The following is a 22122-nucleotide window of genomic DNA, read 5'->3' as shown; positions in this document are numbered from 1 at the left end:
GGTTGTTATAATGAGTATTCAAATTAAATTACCCGATATTGGCGGTGATGAGGTCGAAGTGACCGAAATTCTGGTTAATGTAGGTGACAAAGTTGAAGCTGATCAGTCAATTATGACTGTTGAGGGTGATAAAGCATCAATGGAAATTCCAGCACCACAAGCCGGTATTGTTAAATCTATTTCGGTAAAAATTGGCGATAAAGTCCAAACTGGTGTAGACATTATGGTATTTGATGAACAAGGTGGTGCAGCGCCTGCAGCTCCAGCACCAGAAGCACCAAAAGTTGAAGTCGCACCAACGGCTGCTGCCACAAGTCAGACTGTTGATGTCAATGTACCCGATATCGGTGGCGATGAAGTTGAAGTGACCGAACTTTTAGTAAAAGTTGGCGATACTATATCTGTTGATGACTCGTTAATTACCGTTGAAGGTGATAAAGCGTCAATGGAAGTACCAGCAAGCATTGCTGGCACAGTTAAAAGTATCACAGTAAAAGTGGGTGATAAAGTGAAAACAGGTTCCAAAATTATGGAATTTGAAACCACAACTAGTGCAGCGCCTGCTACCCAAACAGCGCCAGCAGCTTCAGCACCTGTTGCTGAAAAAGCCGCACCAGCACCTGCACCTGCTACCACAAAATCAGCGCCTGTAGCATCAGGTAATGACTTTGTTGAAAATGATGCTTATGCACACGCAACACCATCAGTGCGCCGTTTAGCGCGTGAATTTGGCGTAAATCTCGCTAAAGTTACCGCGACAGGTCCTAAAAACCGTATTTTACGTGAAGACATTCAAGCGTACGTTAAAAATGCAGTTAAGCAAGTTGAAAGTGGTGCTGCAGGTAGTGCATTGCCAGGTTTATTACCATGGCCGAAAGTTGATTTCAGCAAATTTGGTGAAGTTGAAAGCCTACCATTAACTAAAATTCAAAAAGTATCAGGTGCAAATTTACACCGTAACTGGGTCATGATCCCACATGTGACCGAGTTTGATGAAACTGATATTACTGATTTAGAAGCATTCCGTAAGCAACAAAATGCAGAAGCTGATAAGAAGAAGCTCGATCTTAAGATCACACCTTTAGTGTTTATCATGAAAGCGGTAGCTAGCGCATTAGCAGCGTATCCGCGCTTTAATAGCTCATTATCTGAAGATGCTCAAACGCTAATCATCAAAAAATACATTAATATTGGTGTTGCTGTTGATACACCAAATGGTCTTGTTGTGCCAGTGTTTAAAGATGTTGATAAAAAAGGTATTGTTGAACTTTCTCGAGAACTTGCGGCAATTTCTAAAAAAGCGCGTGAAGGTAAATTGACTGGTAGCGATATGCAAGGTGGCTGTTTCACTATTTCTAGCCTTGGTGGTATTGGTACAACCTCGTTTACACCAATTGTTAATGCGCCAGAAGTGGGTATTTTAGGTGTATCTCGTTCTAGCATGAAACCAGTTTGGAATGGTAAAGAGTTTACACCACGCTTAATGTTACCTTTATCATTATCCTTTGATCACCGAGTGATTGATGGTGCGGATGGTGCGCGCTTCTTAAGCCATATTGTTAACGTCTTATCCGACTTACGTCGTTTAGTGATGTAATTAAGGAGATCAAATTATGAGTCAAGATGTTAAAACGCAAGTTGTGGTTTTAGGGGCTGGACCAGCGGGTTATTCCGCTGCGTTCCGCGCGGCAGACCTTGGACTAGATGTTACCCTTGTTGAACGTTATTCAACACTTGGTGGTGTCTGTTTAAATGTAGGCTGTATTCCATCAAAAGCATTACTGCATGTTGCAAAAGTAATGGATGAAGCAAAATCATTAACTGAACATGGTATCCATTTTGGTACGCCGAGACTTGAATTAGACAAAGTGCGTGGCTGGAAAGAAAAAGTCATTAGTCAGCTGACTAATGGGCTTGCTGGCATGGCAAAAATGCGCAAAGTCAATGTGATTCAAGGTGAAGCGCAGTTTACTGGTAGCCATACTATGGATGTGACTTCATCAAAAGGCATCACTAAAATTACCTTTGATAATGCCATTATTGCAGCGGGTTCTCGTCCAATTAAGTTACCTTTTATTCCACATGATGATCCGCGTATTTGGGATTCAACAGATGCCTTAGCGCTAACCACCATTCCTAAAAAATTATTATTAATGGGTGGTGGAATTATTGGTCTTGAAATGGGTACTGTATACCATGCATTAGGTTCAGAAGTGGATGTGGTTGAAATGTTTGACCAAGTGATCCCAGCTGCTGATAAAGATGTGATTAAAGTCTTTACTAAGCAGATCCAAAAGAAATTCACTTTACGACTTGAAACCAAAGTGACCACCGTTGAAGCCAAACATGATGCAATTTACGTCACCATGGAAAAGAAAGACGGCAGCACCGAAACCCATACTTATGATGCGGTATTAGTGGCGATTGGTCGTACGCCAAATGGTAAGTTAATTAGTGCAGAAAAAGCTGGCGTTAACGTCACAGATCGTGGATTTATCGAAGTGGATAAACAGATGCGTACCAACGTACCACACATTTATGCCATTGGTGATATTGTGGGACAACCAATGCTTGCGCACAAAGGCGTACACGAAGGGCATGTGGCAGCAGAAGTCATTGCTGGTAAAAAACACTTCTTCGATCCAAAAACTATTCCTTCTATTGCCTATACTGAACCGGAAGTGGCTTGGGTGGGCTTAACTGAAAAAGAAGCGAAAGAAAAAGGCATTGATTATGAAGTGTCAATCTTCCCATGGGCTGCATCAGGGCGTGCTATTGCTTCAGATTGTTCAGAAGGGATGACAAAACTGATCTTCAATAAAGCAGATAATCGCTTGTTAGGTGGTGCGGTTGTTGGTGTGAATGGCGGTGAATTACTAGGTGAAATCACTTTAGCTGTTGAAATGGGCTGTGATGCAGAAGATATTGCATTAACTATCCATGCTCACCCAACATTACATGAATCAATCGGCTTAGCTTCTGAAATTTATGAAGGCTCAGTCACCGATTTACCTAATGCCAAGGCAAAGAAAAAATAGTGACAACAAGTCATTTATTTACTTAATAAAATGCCGTTAGCTCAAACTAACGGCATTTTTATTTTTCTGACTTTTATATTTAATTACTGAGCAGTTTAAGGTCTTTGTGTAGATTAAAATATACCAATAATTACACCGAGCGAAGTAATTGCAGTCAGAATTAAGATGACTTTTGTGGCTGTCATTTGTTTTGCAGACACTAACCACCAAGCAAGTAAAACCATAGTCAAAGGTAGTATTTTCGGGAATATACCATCAAGTACACTTTGTAACGAACGCATGCTATCACCCATTGGAATTTCCAATTGCGAATTTAGCACGATATTACCAGCAGCAAGTCCTCCAACCACCATAATTCCTAGAATATTAAAAGCATCGGTAATTCGTTTTACATTATCGCCAATAATATTATCAATGGCATTTACACCAAGTTTATAGCCATAATGAAAGCTTATATAAGAAATTAAAGGACCCAAAATACCATAAGATAAAATATAAAAGATTGGACCAATGGCATTTCCTCCCGCTGCCATTCCCATTGCAATTGATAACAAGATAGGAACGATAATGCCTTGAATTAAAGAATCGCCTATACCAGCTAATGGACCCATTAATGTTGCTTTGATATTCACCGGCAATTCTTCTGGCACATTATTACCTAATGCTATCTCTTCTTCCATTGAAGCAACAATACCATTTATGATTTGACCTGTTTGTGGTTCTGTATTGTAAAACATCGAATGTCTTGTTAATAATCGACGTTTTGCTTCTGGATCATTTTTGTAATATTTTTCAGCAAATGGGATATAAGAAAATGCCCAAGCATGTGCTTGTAATTTTTCATAGCTCATAGATGATAAATGTGTAAATCCCCATCGATACCAAATTTGACGTAATTCTTTTCTGGTTAATTTTGATTGGCTATTCATTTTTTTATCCATTTTTAGTTCTCCTATCAAAATAGATCATCATCTTCAAAAATATTTGAATTTGAGTTATTAGGTTCTTTGACAGCGGAAGATGCTGGTTTATTAATTGCCATATAATATAGATAAGCAACTAAAGCTGAAATAAACACCAACGCGATCATACTTAAACCGGCAAAAGCCAATAAAACAAAACCGGCAAAAAAGAATATAAGCTGAATTTTTGACTTAATAACGATATTCATTAACATGGCAATACCAAGCGCTGGTAAGACACCACCTAAAACAGAAATAATTTTTGTGATGACTTCAGGGACATTACTTAATAACCAATCGACTAGACCTGAACCATAGAAAATAGCTAAGAAAACAGGGACTGCTCGTAATAAAAATGTTGTTATTTGGGGGTAAAATAAATGATTTAAAATAATACCTCGAGTATTATTATGTTCTGCAGCTTGTTGTGCTTTATTATTCCAGAATGAATAAAGTGCCATTCGAGTGTTGTAAAATATTAAACCAAAAGTTTGCCCTAATAATACTGATAATGTTACTGCTACAGCGGGTTCTTTTGTTGTTGCTAAAGCTAAACCAATACCTCCATAAGCAGCATAAGTGATCTCACTATTAGTTGCTCCTCCTGTTGATAAGTTAGCGATAAAAACAGCTTGAACAGCTAAGCCACACAAAACACCCGCTTGTACATCGCCAAAAGCAAATCCAACTAATAACCCTGCAACTAACGGCCTACCTACAATATAAAAACCGCCTGACATACCAAATAACCAAGGTGATTCTATGGCGCCTAAGTAACAGAATACTCCTGTGAGTAAGGCTGGAATAAATAGTGTTGTCTCCATAATATTCTCCTCAATGAATGAGATCTATAAAGTGTCATATTTCTTTTTCATTATTGACCAAGTTTTAGGCTCATCGTCTGGTAAAAGTTGAAATTCAATCTTAATACCTTGAGCTTCAATATATTCAAAAGCTTTATAGTCATTTTCATCAATAGCGACGGTCCTTCCTAATACTTTTGCTCCTGCCCGAGTATTCATACATCCTATATTTAATGTTGGATTCAGTTTAGCTCCAGCTCTAAGTAGTTTTTCAAATGTTTGTGGGGAATCACTGATTAAAAAAAAGTTTTTAGTTGATTCCATACCTTGTTTTATTTTATCAACACCTTGTTCAACTGTATAAATTCCAATTTTTAGTGTGCCTGCAGCTGCTTTTAATACACGTTTTCGTAATTCATCCGAGGCAATATTGTCGCCTACAACAAGTATTCCATCGACGGGTCTGACTTTTGTCCAACGTGTCATTATTTGACCGTGAATGACACGATCATCTACTCTGGTTAATGTAATTGCCATAAATCTTTACTCCTATCGTATAACTTATTAAAAATCTATGTCTTCATTATTGCTTATTGTTGATGGAGCCAATAAAACCGAAGTTTGACCAGCTTCTAAAATTGAATTAAGCAGATTTGGTATATTGGATTCTTCTAATGAAGTGCCTGCTTGGATTAGCATTGGCAAATTTAATCCAGCAAATAAAAAAACTTTATCGGGATGAGCAAGCATGTAACGTAATGTTTCGTTGTAAGGTGTACCTCCCATTATGTCACTTAAGACGATCACTGTTTTATTATCGTTTATCTGTTCATCAAGAACTTTCGTTAATCTAAATGAAAAATCACCAATTCCGTTTTCATCAAGCTTGACTGCAATGAATTTTGATGTATCGCCTGCAATCATTTTATAACTTGTCAAAATCCCCTCACACAAATCACCATGTGAAGTTATAACTATTTTCATTATGATAGTACTCCTTGTGGTTATTGTTTAAATATATGTTTACATATTTTTTGGCTAAAACAAATGGATTGAGTTGTATTTTTCATTAATTGAGAAGTATGTCACGATTTTAAAGGAAACCTCATTGACAATGTTTTTATTGTTTTTAATATAATGTAAATACATATTTAAGTTGGAGAGGAATTATGAAAAGTTATTCTTTACTAGAGTTAAGCAAATTTATTGATCACACAAATTTAAAGCCGGATGCAACTACCGCCATGATGGAAAAACTTTGTAAAGAAGCAAGTGACTATAACTTTAAAATGGTAGCGATTAATCAGGTTCAATCGAAATTATGTGCAGAGTTATTAAAAGATACTAAAGTGGACATTGGCGCTGCAATTGCTTTTCCGCTTGGACAAACAACTATTGAGTCAAAATGCTTTGAAACGCAAAATGCGATAGAAAATGGAGCAACCGAAATCGATTATGTGATTAATATCTCTGAATTAAAGGCTAAAAATCTGGAATATATTAAAAATGAAATGGCACAAATTGTCAGTATATGTCGTAAACACAATGTTATTTCGAAAGTCATTTTTGAAAACTGTTATCTAACAGAGGAAGAAAAAATAACACTGTGTAAAATTGCTGTTCAAGTTAGACCTGACTTTATCAAAACATCGACAGGATTTGGACCTTCAGGTGCAACACTTGCCGATGTTGAGTTAATGAAAAAGCATGTTGGTGATATTGTTAAAGTAAAAGCAGCTGGCGGAATACGTAATGCTGAAACATTTAAAAAAATGATTGCAGCGGGTGCCGAGCGAATTGGTACAAGTGCGGGTATTGCCATTATTGAAGAGTTAAAACAAGAATTAAAAAATAGCCAAAAAGACTTTATTGAAATTTAATTAATTTATACCTAAACAGATATTTAAACCTAAAAATACCCACTAATAAGTGGGTATTTTTATTGTTAATTTACTTATTAGTGGTTCTAATAATTTAAGCTGAATGATTTAATTCAAAAATAAATGAATTGATATCTCCACGATATTTAGAAATCGAGTATTCAATTGGTATTCTGTTATGTGTATAACCAATTGAATGAAAATAAAAAATAGGGTTTCCTTCTTCAATATCTAATAAATCACTTGTTGTTTCATCTGCTTTGACAACATCTAGTTTTCTACGTATTTGCAATACCGGAAAATTCATCTTTTGCAGTACGGAATATAGCTTTTCTTGTTCAAAGTCATTATTCAAAAAGTCAGGTAAAAGTTTTAATGGTAAATAAGTAGTGACTAATACTATCGGTTTATTTTCTGCATAACGTAAACGGACTAATTTATAAATTTCATCTTGTTCATTGATTTCTAAATGGTTTGCTATATCATTAGTTGCTTTATCAATTTTGAATGTAAGAACTTGTGTTCTAGGGTGAAGACCTTTTCTATTCATTTCCGAATCATAGCTTTCAATAATATGAGTAAACTCTTGATTTATTTTCTGTTGTTTAACTATGGTTCCTCGGCGTTTTCTACGTTCTAGGTAACCATCATTGGCCAAATATTGAATTGCTTGACGTACGGTCGGTCTACTAACTTTATAAATTTTGGTCAATTCAGTTTCTTTTGGAATTAATTGACCTTGAGCATACTCTCCTGACTGAATTTTTTTCAATAAATCTTGTTGGATAAAAAGATGGCGTGGAATTTTATTTTTAGGGTTCATGATGACAACAATATGCATTAATATCTTAACACATATTAATATATTGTTTTTGTTATGTAAAACATTAATATTAATTAAAATTAATTAGTTATATTTTATTGGTTATAATTTAATTAAAAACTTTTGCCAATACTCCCTCTCCTTGATAATGATAGCATTGAGCTTCGTAAGCAATAAAAGCGGATTCTCCTTTAGTTAGGGTTAAAGTATCAAATTTTGTTTTTAGTGTGATATTTCCTGTAATACAAAATAGAATTTGTGGACTGTTTACTTTTTCAACTCTTTGTTGATTATCGCTTTTAATTATTTCAAATTTAAAATCATCAACAGGAACTGGATAATCAATTTTATTTTGTTGGGTAATAGGTTGGGTTAATAATTCATTCAAAGTTAGACTTTTAAATTGAGTATTTTTTAATAGCTCATCAATGTCTAAGTGCTTATTGGTTAATCCAGCTCTTAACACATTATCAGAATTTGCCATAACCTCAAGCCCAGTACCACTTAAGTAAGCGTGGGGTGTTTCGGCACTTAAAAACATTGCTTGTGAGGGCTGCAATTCAATAATGTTTAAAATTAAAGGCATAAAGAGCCCAATATCATTTGGATAATCTTTGGCTAGCGTTTTAATTGTTAAATAAGGCTCATCACAGAACGGTTCAATACTTTCTAATAATTGATTAATTCCTTGATGCTTTTTTTCTGGTGGTAGTGTTAGTAATGCATGAAAAAACTGTCTTAACTGCTGTTTGTTCGGATTTTTTTGTAATTGATCAATCTCTTTATTCAAAGAAAAAAGATTGATTTTAGAAAATAACTCTAAAATTTCATGAATCGGTCGAAAAGATCGCATAGCTTTAAATGGTGTTAAGGCATAAATTAGTTCTGGCTTATGATTTGGATCTTTATAATTGCGCCTTGGATCATCTAAGGCAATGCCTAGTTGGTTTTCTCTTGCAAAACCTTGTTGTGCATTTATTTTAGTTGGATGTACTTGGATGGATAGTGCTTTATTTGCGGAAAGCACTTTAAATAAATAAGGCAAAGCAGCAAATTGCTTAAAGGTTCTTGTTCCTAATATTTCTAAAGGATGGTTTTTAATAAGATCATCAAGTCTGATTTTTTGATTATGTTTATTAATAGCTAATGAACACCCTAAAGGATGATCTCCCATCCAGATTTCTGCTATGGGTTTTTGGGATGGATTTTTAAAACCAAATAATTTTGGTATATTTTCGATACTTCCCCAATCATAGTCTTTGATTTTATTTTCAAGTTTCCATATCGTTTGCTTCATCTTTATTCCCCCCCCCCTCTACATTTATTTTGCAAGGTTAATTTATTTTTTATTCAATAGTTTAACTATACTCTCAATATAAGTTGATTCAAGTTCAATATGTATTGTTAAATAGTAGCTTAAATTAAATTTATTCCAAGTGATATCTATTTTAACTGCGCTATTATTTTCATTTTATTCAATTGCTTTATTATTGATTGCTTATACTATGATCGGAGATGACTTTGGCGATAATCCGAAACTGTATTTTCAAGGCAATTAAGTATATAATGCCTAGCAAATTCAACTAATCTCTATAAAAATATATTTTTATGAAATCTTCAATTATCAGTAAGTTAGAAGCGCTGCAAGAGCGTTATGAAGAGGTTCAAGCATTATTGTCTGATGCTTCGGTTATCGCCGATCAAAATCGCTTTCGTACACTGTCAAAAGAGTATTCACAGTTAACTGGTGTTGTTAAGTGTTTTACCGATTGGAAGCAAACTCAAGCGGATATTGAGACAGCTAAAGTAATGCTATCCGATCCTGAAATGAGCGAAATGGCGCAAGAGGAGTTAAACGAAGCATTAAGTCGAATTGAAGAGCAAGAAAAACAATTACAAGTGCTATTACTTCCTAAAGATCCTAATGATGAATATAACTGTTTTGTCGAAGTGAGAGCGGGAACAGGTGGCGATGAAGCAGCTATATTTGCTGGTGACTTAGCCCGAATGTATACACGCTATGCTGAATCACGCAATTGGCGAGTTGAAATTATGAGCGCAAGTGATGGTGAGCATGGTGGCTATAAAGAAGTGATTATGTTAGTCAGTGGCGATGGTGTTTATGGTCATTTGAAGTTTGAATCGGGTGGGCATCGTGTTCAACGTGTTCCAGAAACAGAATCGCAAGGTCGTATTCATACTTCAGCCTGTACTGTTGCTGTTTTACCCGAAGTGCCTGAGGCTGAAATGCCCGAAATTAATCCTGCTGATTTAAAAATTGATACTTATCGTTCATCTGGTGCCGGTGGTCAGCATGTTAATACTACCGATTCGGCCATTCGTATTACCCATCTACCGACTGGTATTGTGGTTGAGTGTCAAGATGAGCGCTCACAACATAAAAATAGAGCCAAAGCGATGTCGGTATTGGCTGCACGTATTCAAGATGCGGAGTTGCGCAAGCGTCAACAAGAAGAAGCCTCTACAAGACGTAATTTATTAGGATCGGGTGATCGTTCAGATAGAATTAGAACATATAACTATCCACAAGGTCGAGTTACTGATCATCGAATTAACCTAACACTTTATCGTTTAGACGAAGTAATGGCAGGAAAATTAGAGATGCTAATCGATCCAATTGTACAAGAATATCAAGCAGATCAACTGGCCGCTTTATCGGAACAAGATGAATGACTTATTTACAATGGCTTAAGTGCGCATCTCAAACGTTAACCGATAGTGAAAGCCCAAAGCGAGATGCCGAAATTTTATTAAGTTATGTGACTCACAAAACGCGAACATTTTTAATGGCATTTAGCGAAACATTGCTTACTGATGATGAGCTAATTGCTTTATCTGAATGTTTAAAACGCCGGCAAAACGGCGAACCTATCGCTTATATTACTGGCGAAAAAGAATTTTGGTCTTTAAAGTTTAATGTTTCTAACGCTACGTTAATCCCTAGACCTGATACCGAAAAATTAGTCGAATTAGGTTTAGAGTATCTACCTAAAGTGCCCTGTGAAGTATTGGATCTTGGTACGGGGACCGGTGCGATAGTTATCGCTATGGCAACTGAGCGTCAAGACTGTTTATTTACTGCAATTGAAAAGAATAAAGATGCATTAATTTTAGCTCAGCAAAATGCAGCTCAAATTGGAGTAAATAATGTTTATTTTTTACAAGGAGATTGGTATAAACCAATAAAAAACCGCAAGTTTTCAATGATTGTTAGTAATCCTCCTTATATTGAACCAACAGATATTCACTTATCACAAGGTGATGTGCGTTATGAACCTAGAAGCGCACTCGTTTCTGAAGATGATGGTTTAGCTGATATCAAACTTATTGTACAAGGTGCAACTAAGCATTTAAACCAATATGGTTGGTTACTGATAGAACATGGTTGGAAACAAGGCGAGGTAGTGCAAACCATTTTTAAACAACACGGATTTCAATTAGTAGAAACCTTCACCGACTATAGTGGTAATGATAGAGTTACACTGGGTCGCTGGTTTAAACCTTAACTAGGAAAATTTTATTATGCAGCAAAAAAAAGTAAACGTTGGTGACATTACTGTTGCCAATGATCTACCCTTTGTACTATTTGGTGGTATGAATGTACTTGAATCTCGTGATTTAGCAATGAAAATCTGTGAGCATTATGTCACTGTCACTGATAAGCTGAATATTCCTTATATTTTTAAAGCGTCTTTTGATAAAGCGAATCGCTCTTCAATACATTCTTATCGTGGACCAGGTTTAGAAGAAGGGCTTAAAATCTTCCAAGAGCTTAAACAGCAGTTTGGCATTAAAATTATTACCGATGTCCATACCGAAGCGCAATGTCAACCGGTTGCTGATGTGGTTGATGTGATTCAATTACCGGCTTTTTTAGCAAGGCAAACTGATCTAGTTGTTGCAATGGCGAAAACAGGTGCAGTTATTAATGTCAAAAAACCACAATTTGTCAGTCCTGGGCAAATGGGTAACATTGTTGAGAAATTTGAAGAAGCTGGTAATAACCAAGTTATCCTTTGTGATCGCGGTAGTTGTTTTGGTTATGACAACTTGGTGGTTGATATGCTTGGTTTTAACATTATGAAAAAAGCAAGCAAAGGCTCACCAGTTATTTTTGATGTTACTCATGCGCTGCAATGTCGTGATCCAATGGGAGCAGCATCTGGCGGGCGTCGTGGTCAAGTAACTGAACTGGCTCGTTCTGGTATGGCTGTTGGTATTGCTGGACTATTTTTAGAATCACACCCGGATCCGAGTCATGCAAAATGTGATGGACCATCCGCGTTACCACTTAATAAACTAGAGCCTTTCTTAAAACAGATGAAAGCTATTGATGAGTTAGTAAAAAGTTTTGATGAGATTGATACAGAAAATTAACTTTAAATGTTTTCTTAAAAGTTATTTGATTTGATGGTAAATAAATATATTAATAAAAAAGAGAAATGTGAATCATTTCTCTTTTTTATTTGTTATATCAGCAAACTAGAAAATGCTAATTGTATAGAAAAACTGAAATAACTTTAGGTTAAAAATAAAATATTTTTATTTTTTTACCTGATAAGAATAATGCATCAGAAAGAGAATTAATAATATTTAATGAAGTGTTTCCATTAGCTCAACTTCATCAAAATCGTCATCGCTTCCATCTTCAAAATAAGTGCCCCAACCATCATAATTGACGCCAAATTGGACAGTAAGGGTGAGAATTTCGGCAATTTGCGCATTGATTAATTCAGCATTAAGCGGACTTTCGGTAATGATATCAAAACCGATAACAACGTTACCAGCATCATCAACATCTTCATCGGGATCGGTTGCTTCATAGCCTAACTTATAAGCTTCTACTGCTATTTTTTCTAGTTTATCAAAATCTTGCGATGAAACATGATGTTCAATAATATAAAGCGCATGAGGATCGCTACCATCTTCTAACAATTCTTGAATAATAGCGTTAGTATCTTGCTGAGCAAGAATAATTTGATCTTTCATAATATACCTTTTAGTGGTCATGCAAATTGTGTGGTATATTACACGTTTCAAAATAATTTTCGAGAAAAAAGTGATCGTTGATTTACATTCTCATACTACGGCATCGGATGGTGTTTTAACGCCAAGCGATCTTGTCAAAAGAGCGGTGGATAGCCAAATCGATATTTTGGCTATTACCGATCATGACACCGTTAAAGGCTTACCTGAAGCTCAACAAACAATTGCTAATGAAAATTTGCCTGTTAAATTAGTTTGTGGTGTTGAAATATCAACGGCTTGGAAAAATAACGAAATCCATATTGTGGGACTCAATATTGATATTGAGCATCCTCAATTATTGACACTATTATCATCACAAGAGCAAGGACGAATTAATCGAGCGTTGGCAATAAGCCAAAAATTGGCAAAGGTTAGTATTGAAAATGCTTATCAACAAGCGCAACAATTTGCTAAAGGAGACATTGTTTCGCGAGCTCATTTTGCAAGATTTTTAGTTGCTAAAGGTTATGTTAAGGACATCAAACGCGCATTTAAAAAATACCTAGGTAAAGGGGGATATGCTTATGTGCCTCCAACATGGTGTAGTATCGCTGATGCGGTTAATACCATTCACATGGCAGGAGGGCAAGCGGTGCTTGCGCATCCAAGTCGTTATGATCTAACCTTAACTAAATTGAAATTGTTACTGAGTGAATTCAAAGACTGTGGTGGTGATGCAATTGAGGTTTCGCAAAGCAGGCAAACGCAAGATGATTTACATCAACTAGCTAAATTAGCCAATGAATTTGACATGTTAGCATCGCAAGGTTCGGATTTTCATGATTTAGTTAATTATTTGGATTTAGGCAAAACAATGCCATTGCCAGGTAGTGTTACGCCAATTTGGCATAATTGGAAACGCTAAATAAATTAAGACTAAATGACTTTATATTGACGTTTTGCCTAAATATTGATGGCATTGAACTAAACACTAAAAATTGATATAGAATAAATTATGAGCCAAATTTTTTATATTCACCCAGATAATCCTCAAACCCGATTATTAGATCAAGTTGTTAAAATATTAAATGATGGCGGTGTTATCGCTTTTCCGACCGATTCAGGCTATTCATTAGGGTGCTTACTGGATAACAAACATGGTGTTGATCGCATCTGCCAAATTCGTCAGTTGGATAAACATCACAATTTTACATTAATGTGCCGTGATCTTTCTGAGCTATCTTGCTATGCTTTTGTTGATAATACGACTTTTCGATTATTAAAAAATAATACACCGGGCAAATATGTCTTTATTTTACAATCGAGTAAAGAGGTTCCACGTCGATTAATGAACGAAAAACGTAAAACCATTGGATTACGTGTACCAGATAATAAAATTGATTTAGCCCTACTTGAATTATTAGGGCAACCATTAATGACCGCGACGTTAATTTTACCTAATGATGACCAAGCGCAATCCGATCCCGACGAAATAGAAGATAGAATAGGACACCAGCTTGATGCGATTGTGCATGGAGGCTATATTGGTGAACAACCCACTACTGTGATTGATTTAACTAATAGCTATCCAGAAATTATTCGTCAAGGAAGTGGAGATACTAAACCATTCGAATAAATGACCGTTTTTTATTGTCAACATTCAGACAATAAAGTGAATAGAAAAAATGATACCTGAGAAGGTAACAGCGAGGATAATATGAAAAATAGCAGATCTGCATTACCACAATTTTCCAAAAAAAACAGTAACCTTAAGGCTAAAGAAAACAAAGCCAATGAAAAACCGAAAAAGCCAATTGCATCAACAGCAAAACGTAAAACATCGGCACATGACAACACAGAAAAGTTACAAAAAGTATTAGCTAATTTAGGACATGGTTCACGTCGCGAAATTGAAGCGATGATTATAGCTGGTAAAATCAGTGTCGATGGTAAGATTGCCATATTAGGTGATCGGGTTGACGTTAATGCCAGTCCTAAAGTTCGCATCAATGGTCATTTAGTTCCACTTAGAAGCAAAGAAAAAGAAGTTTGCCGAGTGCTTGCTTATTATAAACCTGAAGGTGAAATTTGTTCGCGCAATGATCCTCAAGGACGAGCAACTGTTTTTGAACGTTTACCCCGTTTAAAAAATGCACGCTGGATTAATATTGGGCGGCTTGATATCAATACATCAGGTTTATTATTGTTTACCACAGATGGTGAACTTGCAAATCGCCTAATGCACCCACGCCACGAAATTGAACGCGAATATGCCGTGCGTGTATTCGGTAAAATTACCGATCAGCAGATATTTCAGTTACGTAAAGGTGTACAGTTAGAGGATGGTCCAGCATCATTTAAATCGATAAAAGTACAAGGTGGCGATGGAATTAATCAATGGTTTAATGTTGTGATAACCGAAGGCCGTAATCGAGAGGTTCGTCGTATGTGGGAAGCGGTAGAAGTGCAAGTTAGCCGATTATTACGAATCCGCTACGGTAATATCACTTTACCTAAAGGATTATCGCGTGGAACATGGATGGAATTAGGCATTGATTCAGTAAATTATTTACGAGAACTTGTCGGTCTACCACAAGAAGTCAAGAGCTTTACCACTCATTCTGCTTCAGATAGACGAATTATCAAACCCAAACGAGCTAAATTAACCAATTTATCAAAAATATCGCGCTCACCACGTCAAGGGACAACAAAAAAATAAACTCTATATACCCTTAAATAATACACTTTATTTAAGGGGGAAGAACAGCCAAAACACCAATTAAAAACTTAAATAAAATCAATATGTTTTCTGATCTGTTTTTGGGAAAAGAACAATTCACTCAAAACAGGAAAAGAGTGTTCGGTTAGTTTATTATTGAATTTGGTGACAGAATTAACTGTCACCTTTAATTCATACGTGGACGACGGATAAGAACGTAGCTAATATTTTTTTGTTTAGGAGTAGAGGCACATACGGCATTTTTCTCTTCATGTTCACTACGGCAATGGTATTTACTATTGTGAGCGTGTACATCACAATATTTTTTTTCATTTATATCCCATACATAATACCTTCTCATAGCTACTCCTTTTTGCTTCTCAAGATCTGGCCCAAAAGATCCGGGATAAGCACTTTGAACTACATCACTCCATTCACTAAATAATGAACCTATTTCACGTGTATATCTAGTATACCCAGTACCACTGTCAAACGGCGCATTACTTATTTCATTTGAGTGGCTTACATGATAATGCCCACTTTTGGCGTTACATGCAGCTACTACCTCTTCAAGAGGAGCTATAAGAGCTATTAGTCCTCCTGCTTCATTAGTATCTTGTTTCCAAGTGTCAAACCATTTAGTAATGGTAAATGCATATTGGATAGTTTTATTTGTGGTTTTGTGTCTTCCCTCAATTATTACGGTATACCCAGCATCAGAACCCATAACATGTTGCCAAGCTTTTCCAGGATCTTTTGCATCAGCTGTATTAAAAGTTATTGTTATAAAGTTAGGATGATTGGTTAGAGTAACAAGATCACTGCCTTGTTTAATTGCCCAAGTGTAGTTTGAAACCATTCTTTTGTCGGATAAAAGTAGGTCAAATTTAGCTCCATAAAAACCTGTAGTTGGAAAGTTCTCAGATGGATTGCTAATCGATTGAGTTAAGAAACCATATTCTGGATTCCATTGGTTTTTTTCACTTCCACTAACACTGGAGGGATTTAACGTAGGTCTTGCAAAGCAAATAAAAGCATCGTTTGGTCCTAATATGGTATACATTTTAGCTGGGAGAGTTGAGTTCTCTTCATTTGGATAGGTTTTGTTATTCGGTACGCCATACTTTGAATATAAATCTAAATTAGCAGATAATTTTACTTTAAAAGGCGCGTACATGCCTCTTGTGGATAAGCTACAAAAAGTATCCTCATTGTTAAGAGTAAATTCCACTAATTCATTATTTATATTAGTATAATACCAAGTTATGCTAACTTTATGTTGATTCCTTAGGTTGAGTATTTTAAATTCATCTCCATCAGGATCAAAAAATTCATCACTATTAGGCTGTTTTAATATTGAGGATAATTGACTTTTTAATGGGGAATAGCCGGAAAGCGAGATGTTTTTTATTTCTTCATCACCGAAATACTCTTCATCACCTGATTTTAAACCAAATAAATTTAAATCATCAATATGTTCTTCTATTAGCGGTGATAAAGAAGGACTCGTTCCATGAATAACCTGTGCTGTGTGCGCAGTATAGCTAGCATAACTTATTGGAAATAGCTGAAATAATATAGATACATAAAAAGCGGATTTTATAAATTGTTTAATCATTATATTACTCACTTTTTAAATTTTTTATATGGTGTTTTTTTTATTTATGGCTATCCAATATTATTCCCATTAATAGTTTTAAGGATAAGTTTATCCATTTGACTACGATCCTTTGGGTAGCTAAAAAGCTTCCACTAATAAATTATGATCAGATTAGCCATTATCTTGATGAACAAAATATAGAATAATCAATTAATGTTAATTTAATCAATAATCACACTGTTAAAAAATAGTTAATTTTTGTCAAGATTTGTTAACATTTTAACATTCATTGATTTGACTAACATCTGGTGATTAGATGCAAGGTTGTTTACTATGATCACATCAGCCAAATTCGTTATCTGGATAAACATCATAATTTTATATTAATGTCATGTAAACTTTATAAGCTATCTTGCTATATTTTTTGATAATACGACTTTTGGAAAAGGAACAATCCACCCAAAACAGGAAAAGAGTGTTCGGTTAGTTTATTATTGAATTTGGTGACAGAGTTAACTGTCACCTTTAATTCATACGTGGACGACGGATAAGAACGTAGCTAATATTTTTTTGTTTAGGAGTAGAGGCACATACGGCATTTTTCTCTTCATGTTCACTACGGCAGTGGTATTTACTATTGTGAGCGTGTACATCACAATATTTTTTTTCATTTATATCCCATACATAATACCTTCTCATAGCTACTCCTTTTTGCTTCTCAAGATCTGGCCCAAAAGATCCGGGATAAGCACTTTGAACTACATCACTCCATTCACTAAATAATGAACCTATTTCACGTGTATATCTAGTATACCCAGTACCACTGTCAAACGGCGCATTACTTATTTCATTTGAGTGGCTTACATGATAATGCCCACTTTTGGCGTTACATGCAGCTATTACCTCTTCAAGAGGAGCTTTAAGAGCTATTAGTTCTCCTGCTTCATTAGTATCTTGTTTCCAAGTGTCAAACCATTTAGTAATGGTAAATGCATATTGGATGGTTTTATTTGTGGTTTTGTGTCTTCCCTCAATTATTACGGTATACCCAGCATCAGAACCCATAACATGTTGCCAAGCTTTTCCAGGATCTTTTGCATCAGCTGTATTAAAAGTTATTGTTATAAAGTTAGGATGATTGGTTAGAGTAACAAGATCACTGCCTTGTTTAATTGCCCAAGTGTAGTTTGAAACCATTCTTTTGTCGGATAAAAGTAGGTCAAATTTAGCTCCATAAAAACCTGTAGTTGGAAAGTTCTCAGATGGATTGCTAATCGATTGAGTTAAGAAACCATATTCTGGATTCCATTGTTTTTTTTCACTTCCACTAACACTGGAGGGATTTAACGTAGGTCTTGCAAAGCAAATAAAAGCATCGTTTGGTCCTAATATGGTATACATTTTAGCTGGGAGAGTTGAGTTCTCTTCATTTGGATAGGTTTTGTTATTCGGTACGCCATACTTTGAATATAAATCTAAATTAGCAGATAATTTTACTTTAAAAGGCGCGTACATGCCTCTTGTGGATAAGCTACAAAAAGTATCCTCATTGTTAGGAGTAAATTCCACTAATTCATTATTTATATTAGTATAATACCAAGTTATGCTAACTTTATGTTGATTCCTTAGGTTGAGTATTTTAAATTCATCTCCATCAGGATCAAAAAATTCATCACTATTAGGCTGTTTTAATATTGAGGATAATTGACTTTTTAATGGGGAATAGCCGGAAAGCAAGATGTTTTTTATTTCTTCATCACCGAAATACTCTTCATCACCTGATTTTAAACCAAATAAATTTAAATCATTAATATGTTCTTCTATTAGCGGTGATAAAGAAGGCCTCGTTCCATGAATAACCTGTGCTGTGTGCGCAGTATAGCTAGCATAACTTATTGGAAATAGCTGAAATAATATAGATACATAAAAAGCGGATTTTATAAATTGTTTAATCATTATTTTACTCATTTTTTAAATTTTTTATCCGGTATTTTTTATTTATGGCTATCCAATATTATTCCCATCAATAGTTTTAAGGATAAGTTGATTCACTTGACTACGATCCTTTTGGGAAGTAAAAATTTTCTACTAAATTATGATCAGATTAGCCATTACTTTTACAACTACATGTAGAATAATAAATTAATGCTAATTTAATCAACAAGCATATCGTTAAAAATTGTTAATGACTGTTAATATGCTAACATATTCTTGATATTGACTAATATTAGGTGACTAAATGGCGAGTTGTTTATTTTTCATGATTCGAATAATCTGCTAAAAACTCATAAGACGTTTTTACCCAAATTGCCATGAAAGTTCCTATCGCTTGTCTGTGATAAAATATTTGTATGTATATTCATCTCCGTATTGAACAAATAACTGTAAACAGTGTGACTAAATTGTATACTTCATATTACCTTAAAATAATCTCACTCATTGATTGATGATGAGATTTTGCTCAACTTTAGCAAAAAAAGTTAATAAATTAGAGACAATTTATAATAAACTCACTAGCCTGCTTATTAATTAAGTTCAATTAAAACAGTTTTCATCATAATAAATAGATGAACGAGCACAAAGCTACAATGAATTGAAAGGAAAATTATGCGTATAATCATAGTTGTTTTTTTTATGTTTTTATTAACTGCTTGCCATACACGTACAGCAGAAGATGCTTATAAAGAAGGAAAATATTTAGAAAGTATCAACCTATTAGGTGACAGCATTGAGGACAAAGGCCCTGCAGAATTTGGAAAACAAGATATACAACGACTGCAAAATATAGTCAGTAATGTCATGCAACATTATGAAACAAGCCTTTTAAACACCAATAACTCGGATTATGCCACACGAATAAAATGCTACGAAAACCTATTAGCCATGAAAATGCGATTAACTGATCGTTTTTATAGCCAAGAAATCAGTTTTTTCGATAACAAATATGATACTACTCAATTACAACAAAATATTGCTAAAGAGTACTACAATTATGGCAATTCAATCACTGGTACCGACAGTGAAAGTTATAGAATAAGAGCTGATTTATATGGAAAAGGGCTTGAGCAATACAACTATAAAAATATCGAAAGTTTGTACAAAAATGCCAATACAAAATATATACAACTTGCGGCTAAAGAGTATTATGACCAAGGTAAAATGTTAGAACGACAAGGTGATTTTAAAGCCGCTGCCGAGGCATTTAATAACGCATCGGCGGTATATCAACCACTTGGTAAGTACAAAGATAGTGATAAACTTTCTGTTGATAATGATAGAAAATACTCTACTCAACAAGCAGAGATTGCTTATGAACAAGCACAACAACTAGCAAAGACTGCAACGCATCGTTATCAATTTCGTGAAATTGCTAAATATTACGCCTCGGCTTCTTCTACTTATCGTCAATACGGATTATTTCGTGATGCAAATTCACAAGCAGATAAATATACCAAAAAAGGAAAAATTAAAGTTTATTATAATTCTTTAGAGTTAAAATCTTTTGTATTAGATATCTTAAGTAAGGACTTTATAGAATTCATTGCTTATCAACCAAGTCAGGCAGATGTCACAATCCGTATTACGACGAACGTTGAATTTTCTGATCTTGGGGAGTCTGTTAACAATGAAACCAAAACCGAACAAGTCTTTGATAAATTTGTTGAAGTGTCTGACGAAAACGGCAACAAAAAGCAAGTTAAAACCTACAAAGATCAGCAATTTAATTTAAAAACGGTGACGCATAGCAATAAATTAACCTTGACCACTGAAATTGATGTCCATGGTGCTTATAGTTACAATAAAAAATTTGACATTGTTCAAACATCGGCAAAACATGATTATATCTATTCTGGTAATGTGCCCTCTAATTTGCGCAACCATAGTGAAGGAGTGTTGAAAACTAAAGATAGCTTGCTTCAAGCAGCAAAAGAACAGCAATTAACCGAACTAAAATCACGGTTTGACGATATTATTAGAGATCTTTCATATTTATAACTAATTAAAGTTTATATTTTAATTTTTACAAAAGATAATCTAATCTCATCAGTGTGCATAATATTTATATGCACAGCAAAAATAAAATCCCACAAACAACATTATTTATTGTTTGTGGGATTTTTATTTAAGATAGATGATTAACTATTCAAGCCCAAGCACCATTCGTCCATTTTTGGTTGCTACATTAATTACATTATCTAAATCAGTATAACGACATCCGGTCACTAACAATTTAAGCTCTTCCCACATATTGCCAGTTGAAAATGGTAACATATAGTCACTAACATTATCTGTACCAATGGCAACAGGAATACCAGCAGCAGCTAGTTCATCAACTGGGGTGAGTGAGTTACGAGTAGGGCCTTGTTCTTCACGGCGTGGGCTATCGATCCAAGCAAATGGGCAGGCAATGACCATCATTTTTGCTTCTTTCATTTTTTTATAGAGTTTTTGGCGATATTCTAAACTGTGGGCTGTGATCGAAATGCTATGAATAGCAACAACGCGACCATGCATACCATGTTCAAGGGTTTTATCGGTAAGCTGTTCCGTTTCGATCTCATCTTGAGAATTAAACTGGTCAACATGTACATGCACCATTTTGCCTAATGATTTACCTGTTTGCATTAGCACATCAAGATGTTTCAGTCCCATTCCTTCACCATGATCGCGCTCATCACGACGTGGTAAACCACCAATAATATCAACTAAATCAGCGCCTTTATCGAACCAATAACGAGCTTCTTTATCGATAACGCCTTTAAGTGTTTGATTGACTAATTTTATAGTGATGTCATTTTTATAGGTTTCGCGTGCTCTTAACGCGCCTCTAATTGCCCGTTCTTGAGCGATAGGGTCAATATCAACAAACGATCCCATTGCACTCACACCTTGCTCAATCATCCGTTCAACCGCCATACTAAAATGGCGATAGTAATCATCTTCGCTCATTGATGCCTTGACTTTATCTAATGTATCCCATTTTTCAATTAAGGTCTGTTTTTGATAAACATCAAAACTATCAACCGAAATAGTAAAAGCACGATCGGCATGCATATGAGCATTAACCCATCCGCCATTTTGTTTAATTTTATTCATTAAATAGGCTTTTAAACTTTGGTCTCTTGTGGTTAACAACATGTTTTTATGTTCAATCATAATGTGCCTCTACAATGCAATTATTTTAAATAAAGTGGATAAAATCGAGCGCAATAGGCAAAAAAAATCCCCCAAAAAGGAGGATAAAAGTAATATCAATAATTTTATTTAGTAGGATTATTGATTTACAAGTGTTCATTGCGCTTATACC

General features: G+C 35.1%; 20 protein-coding genes. 10 read left to right on the top strand and 10 right to left on the bottom strand.

Annotated features, from left to right (window positions below):
• The first annotated feature begins 10 nt into the window (after positions 1-10).
• On the top strand, positions 11-1597 hold the full coding sequence (aceF, locus tag GYX25_RS04550) for a pyruvate dehydrogenase complex dihydrolipoyllysine-residue acetyltransferase (protein ID WP_174786826.1): 1587 nt from the start codon (positions 11-13) through the stop codon (positions 1595-1597).
• Positions 1598-1613: 16 nt separating this feature from the next.
• Entirely contained in the window at positions 1614-3038 is a 1425-nt protein-coding gene (lpdA, locus tag GYX25_RS04545) for a dihydrolipoyl dehydrogenase (protein ID WP_160431355.1), read from the top strand.
• A gap of 113 nt (positions 3039-3151) precedes the next feature.
• Here lpdA and GYX25_RS04540 read toward each other — a convergent pair whose 3' ends face one another.
• Genes GYX25_RS04540 through GYX25_RS04525 form a run of 4 tightly spaced genes read right to left on the bottom strand, consistent with a single transcriptional unit; the run spans position 3152 to position 5787 of the window.
• A complete protein-coding gene (locus GYX25_RS04540; RefSeq protein WP_091349810.1) occupies positions 3152-3979 on the bottom strand; it encodes a PTS system mannose/fructose/sorbose family transporter subunit IID in 828 nt (275 codons plus the stop codon).
• A gap of 14 nt (positions 3980-3993) precedes the next feature.
• Positions 3994-4824 carry a PTS mannose/fructose/sorbose/N-acetylgalactosamine transporter subunit IIC gene (locus tag GYX25_RS04535; protein ID WP_091349806.1) on the bottom strand — a complete coding sequence of 277 codons (831 nt, stop codon included), beginning with the start codon at positions 4822-4824 and terminating at the stop codon, positions 3994-3996.
• A 24-nt stretch (positions 4825-4848) separates the two neighbouring features.
• Positions 4849-5340 carry a PTS system mannose/fructose/N-acetylgalactosamine-transporter subunit IIB gene (locus GYX25_RS04530; protein WP_091349803.1) on the bottom strand — a complete coding sequence of 164 codons (492 nt, stop codon included), beginning with the start codon at positions 5338-5340 and terminating at the stop codon, positions 4849-4851.
• 27 nt (positions 5341-5367) lie between these two features.
• Positions 5368-5787, bottom strand: a complete 420-nt coding sequence (locus GYX25_RS04525) for a PTS sugar transporter subunit IIA (RefSeq protein WP_091349799.1) — start codon at positions 5785-5787, stop codon at positions 5368-5370.
• Positions 5788-5972: 185 nt separating this feature from the next.
• Between GYX25_RS04525 and deoC the strand changes: the two genes are divergently transcribed.
• The gene (gene deoC / locus GYX25_RS04520) at positions 5973-6683 is read left to right on the top strand and encodes a deoxyribose-phosphate aldolase (protein WP_174786825.1); all 711 of its coding nucleotides are present in this window, start codon (positions 5973-5975) and stop codon (positions 6681-6683) included.
• A 94-nt stretch (positions 6684-6777) separates the two neighbouring features.
• On the opposite strand, the gene GYX25_RS04515 is transcribed toward deoC, so the two are convergent.
• Positions 6778-7524, bottom strand: a complete 747-nt coding sequence (locus GYX25_RS04515) for a GntR family transcriptional regulator (RefSeq protein ID WP_202983818.1) — start codon at positions 7522-7524, stop codon at positions 6778-6780.
• Positions 7525-7615: 91 nt separating this feature from the next.
• Positions 7616-8803 (bottom strand): mannose-6-phosphate isomerase, class I, encoded by a 1188-nt coding sequence (manA, locus tag GYX25_RS04510; protein ID WP_174786824.1) that lies wholly within the window; start codon positions 8801-8803, stop codon positions 7616-7618.
• 311 nt (positions 8804-9114) lie between these two features.
• On the opposite strand from manA, the gene prfA reads away from it, so the two are divergent.
• The 3 genes from prfA to kdsA are packed head-to-tail and all read left to right on the top strand — an operon-like array spanning position 9115 to position 11904.
• Positions 9115-10200 (top strand): peptide chain release factor 1, encoded by a 1086-nt coding sequence (prfA, locus tag GYX25_RS04505; protein ID WP_091349790.1) that lies wholly within the window; start codon positions 9115-9117, stop codon positions 10198-10200.
• On the top strand, positions 10197-11033 hold the full coding sequence (prmC, locus tag GYX25_RS04500; protein WP_174786823.1) for a peptide chain release factor N(5)-glutamine methyltransferase: 837 nt from the start codon (positions 10197-10199) through the stop codon (positions 11031-11033). The genes prfA and prmC overlap by 4 nt, the downstream gene beginning before the upstream one ends.
• Positions 11034-11049: 16 nt before the next feature.
• Positions 11050-11904: a 3-deoxy-8-phosphooctulonate synthase gene (gene kdsA / locus GYX25_RS04495; protein ID WP_160402554.1), complete on the top strand. Its 855-nt coding sequence runs from the start codon at positions 11050-11052 to the stop codon at positions 11902-11904.
• A gap of 216 nt (positions 11905-12120) precedes the next feature.
• Here the strand turns inward: kdsA and rraB are convergent, their stop codons facing one another.
• Positions 12121-12516, bottom strand: coding sequence for a ribonuclease E inhibitor RraB (rraB, locus tag GYX25_RS04490; protein WP_174786822.1), 396 nt, complete (start codon positions 12514-12516; stop codon positions 12121-12123).
• Between the two features lie 19 nt (positions 12517-12535).
• Here rraB and rnm point away from each other — a divergent pair, with 19 nt between their 5' ends.
• The 3 genes from rnm to rluB all read left to right on the top strand — a co-directional run bounded on the left by rnm (position 12536) and on the right by rluB (position 15214).
• The gene (gene rnm, locus GYX25_RS04485) at positions 12536-13420 is read left to right on the top strand and encodes an RNase RNM (protein WP_174786821.1); all 885 of its coding nucleotides are present in this window, start codon (positions 12536-12538) and stop codon (positions 13418-13420) included.
• A gap of 90 nt (positions 13421-13510) precedes the next feature.
• The gene (locus GYX25_RS04480; protein ID WP_091349774.1) at positions 13511-14131 is read left to right on the top strand and encodes an L-threonylcarbamoyladenylate synthase; all 621 of its coding nucleotides are present in this window, start codon (positions 13511-13513) and stop codon (positions 14129-14131) included.
• An 81-nt stretch (positions 14132-14212) separates the two neighbouring features.
• Positions 14213-15214: a 23S rRNA pseudouridine(2605) synthase RluB gene (gene rluB, locus GYX25_RS04475; protein WP_174786820.1), complete on the top strand. Its 1002-nt coding sequence runs from the start codon at positions 14213-14215 to the stop codon at positions 15212-15214.
• Between the two features lie 187 nt (positions 15215-15401).
• On the opposite strand, the gene GYX25_RS04470 is transcribed toward rluB, so the two are convergent.
• The gene (locus tag GYX25_RS04470) at positions 15402-16832 is read right to left on the bottom strand and encodes a hypothetical protein (RefSeq protein WP_174786819.1); all 1431 of its coding nucleotides are present in this window, start codon (positions 16830-16832) and stop codon (positions 15402-15404) included.
• A 507-nt stretch (positions 16833-17339) separates the two neighbouring features.
• Positions 17340-18770 (bottom strand): hypothetical protein, encoded by a 1431-nt coding sequence (locus GYX25_RS04465; RefSeq protein ID WP_174786818.1) that lies wholly within the window; start codon positions 18768-18770, stop codon positions 17340-17342.
• 651 nt (positions 18771-19421) lie between these two features.
• Here GYX25_RS04465 and GYX25_RS04460 point away from each other — a divergent pair.
• Positions 19422-20810, top strand: a complete 1389-nt coding sequence (locus tag GYX25_RS04460; protein WP_174786817.1) for a hypothetical protein — start codon at positions 19422-19424, stop codon at positions 20808-20810.
• Positions 20811-20954: 144 nt separating this feature from the next.
• On the opposite strand, the gene GYX25_RS04455 is transcribed toward GYX25_RS04460, so the two are convergent.
• Complete coding sequence (locus GYX25_RS04455) at positions 20955-21971, bottom strand: amidohydrolase family protein (protein ID WP_202983816.1); 1017 nt, start codon at positions 21969-21971, stop codon at positions 20955-20957.
• Positions 21972-22122: the final 151 nt, after the last annotated feature.

Source organism: Gilliamella sp. ESL0254, assembly GCF_013344985.1.
In the GTDB taxonomy this organism is placed as follows: domain Bacteria; phylum Pseudomonadota; class Gammaproteobacteria; order Enterobacterales; family Orbaceae; genus Gilliamella; species Gilliamella bombicola.
This window is presented reverse-complemented; position numbering and strand designations above follow the sequence as displayed.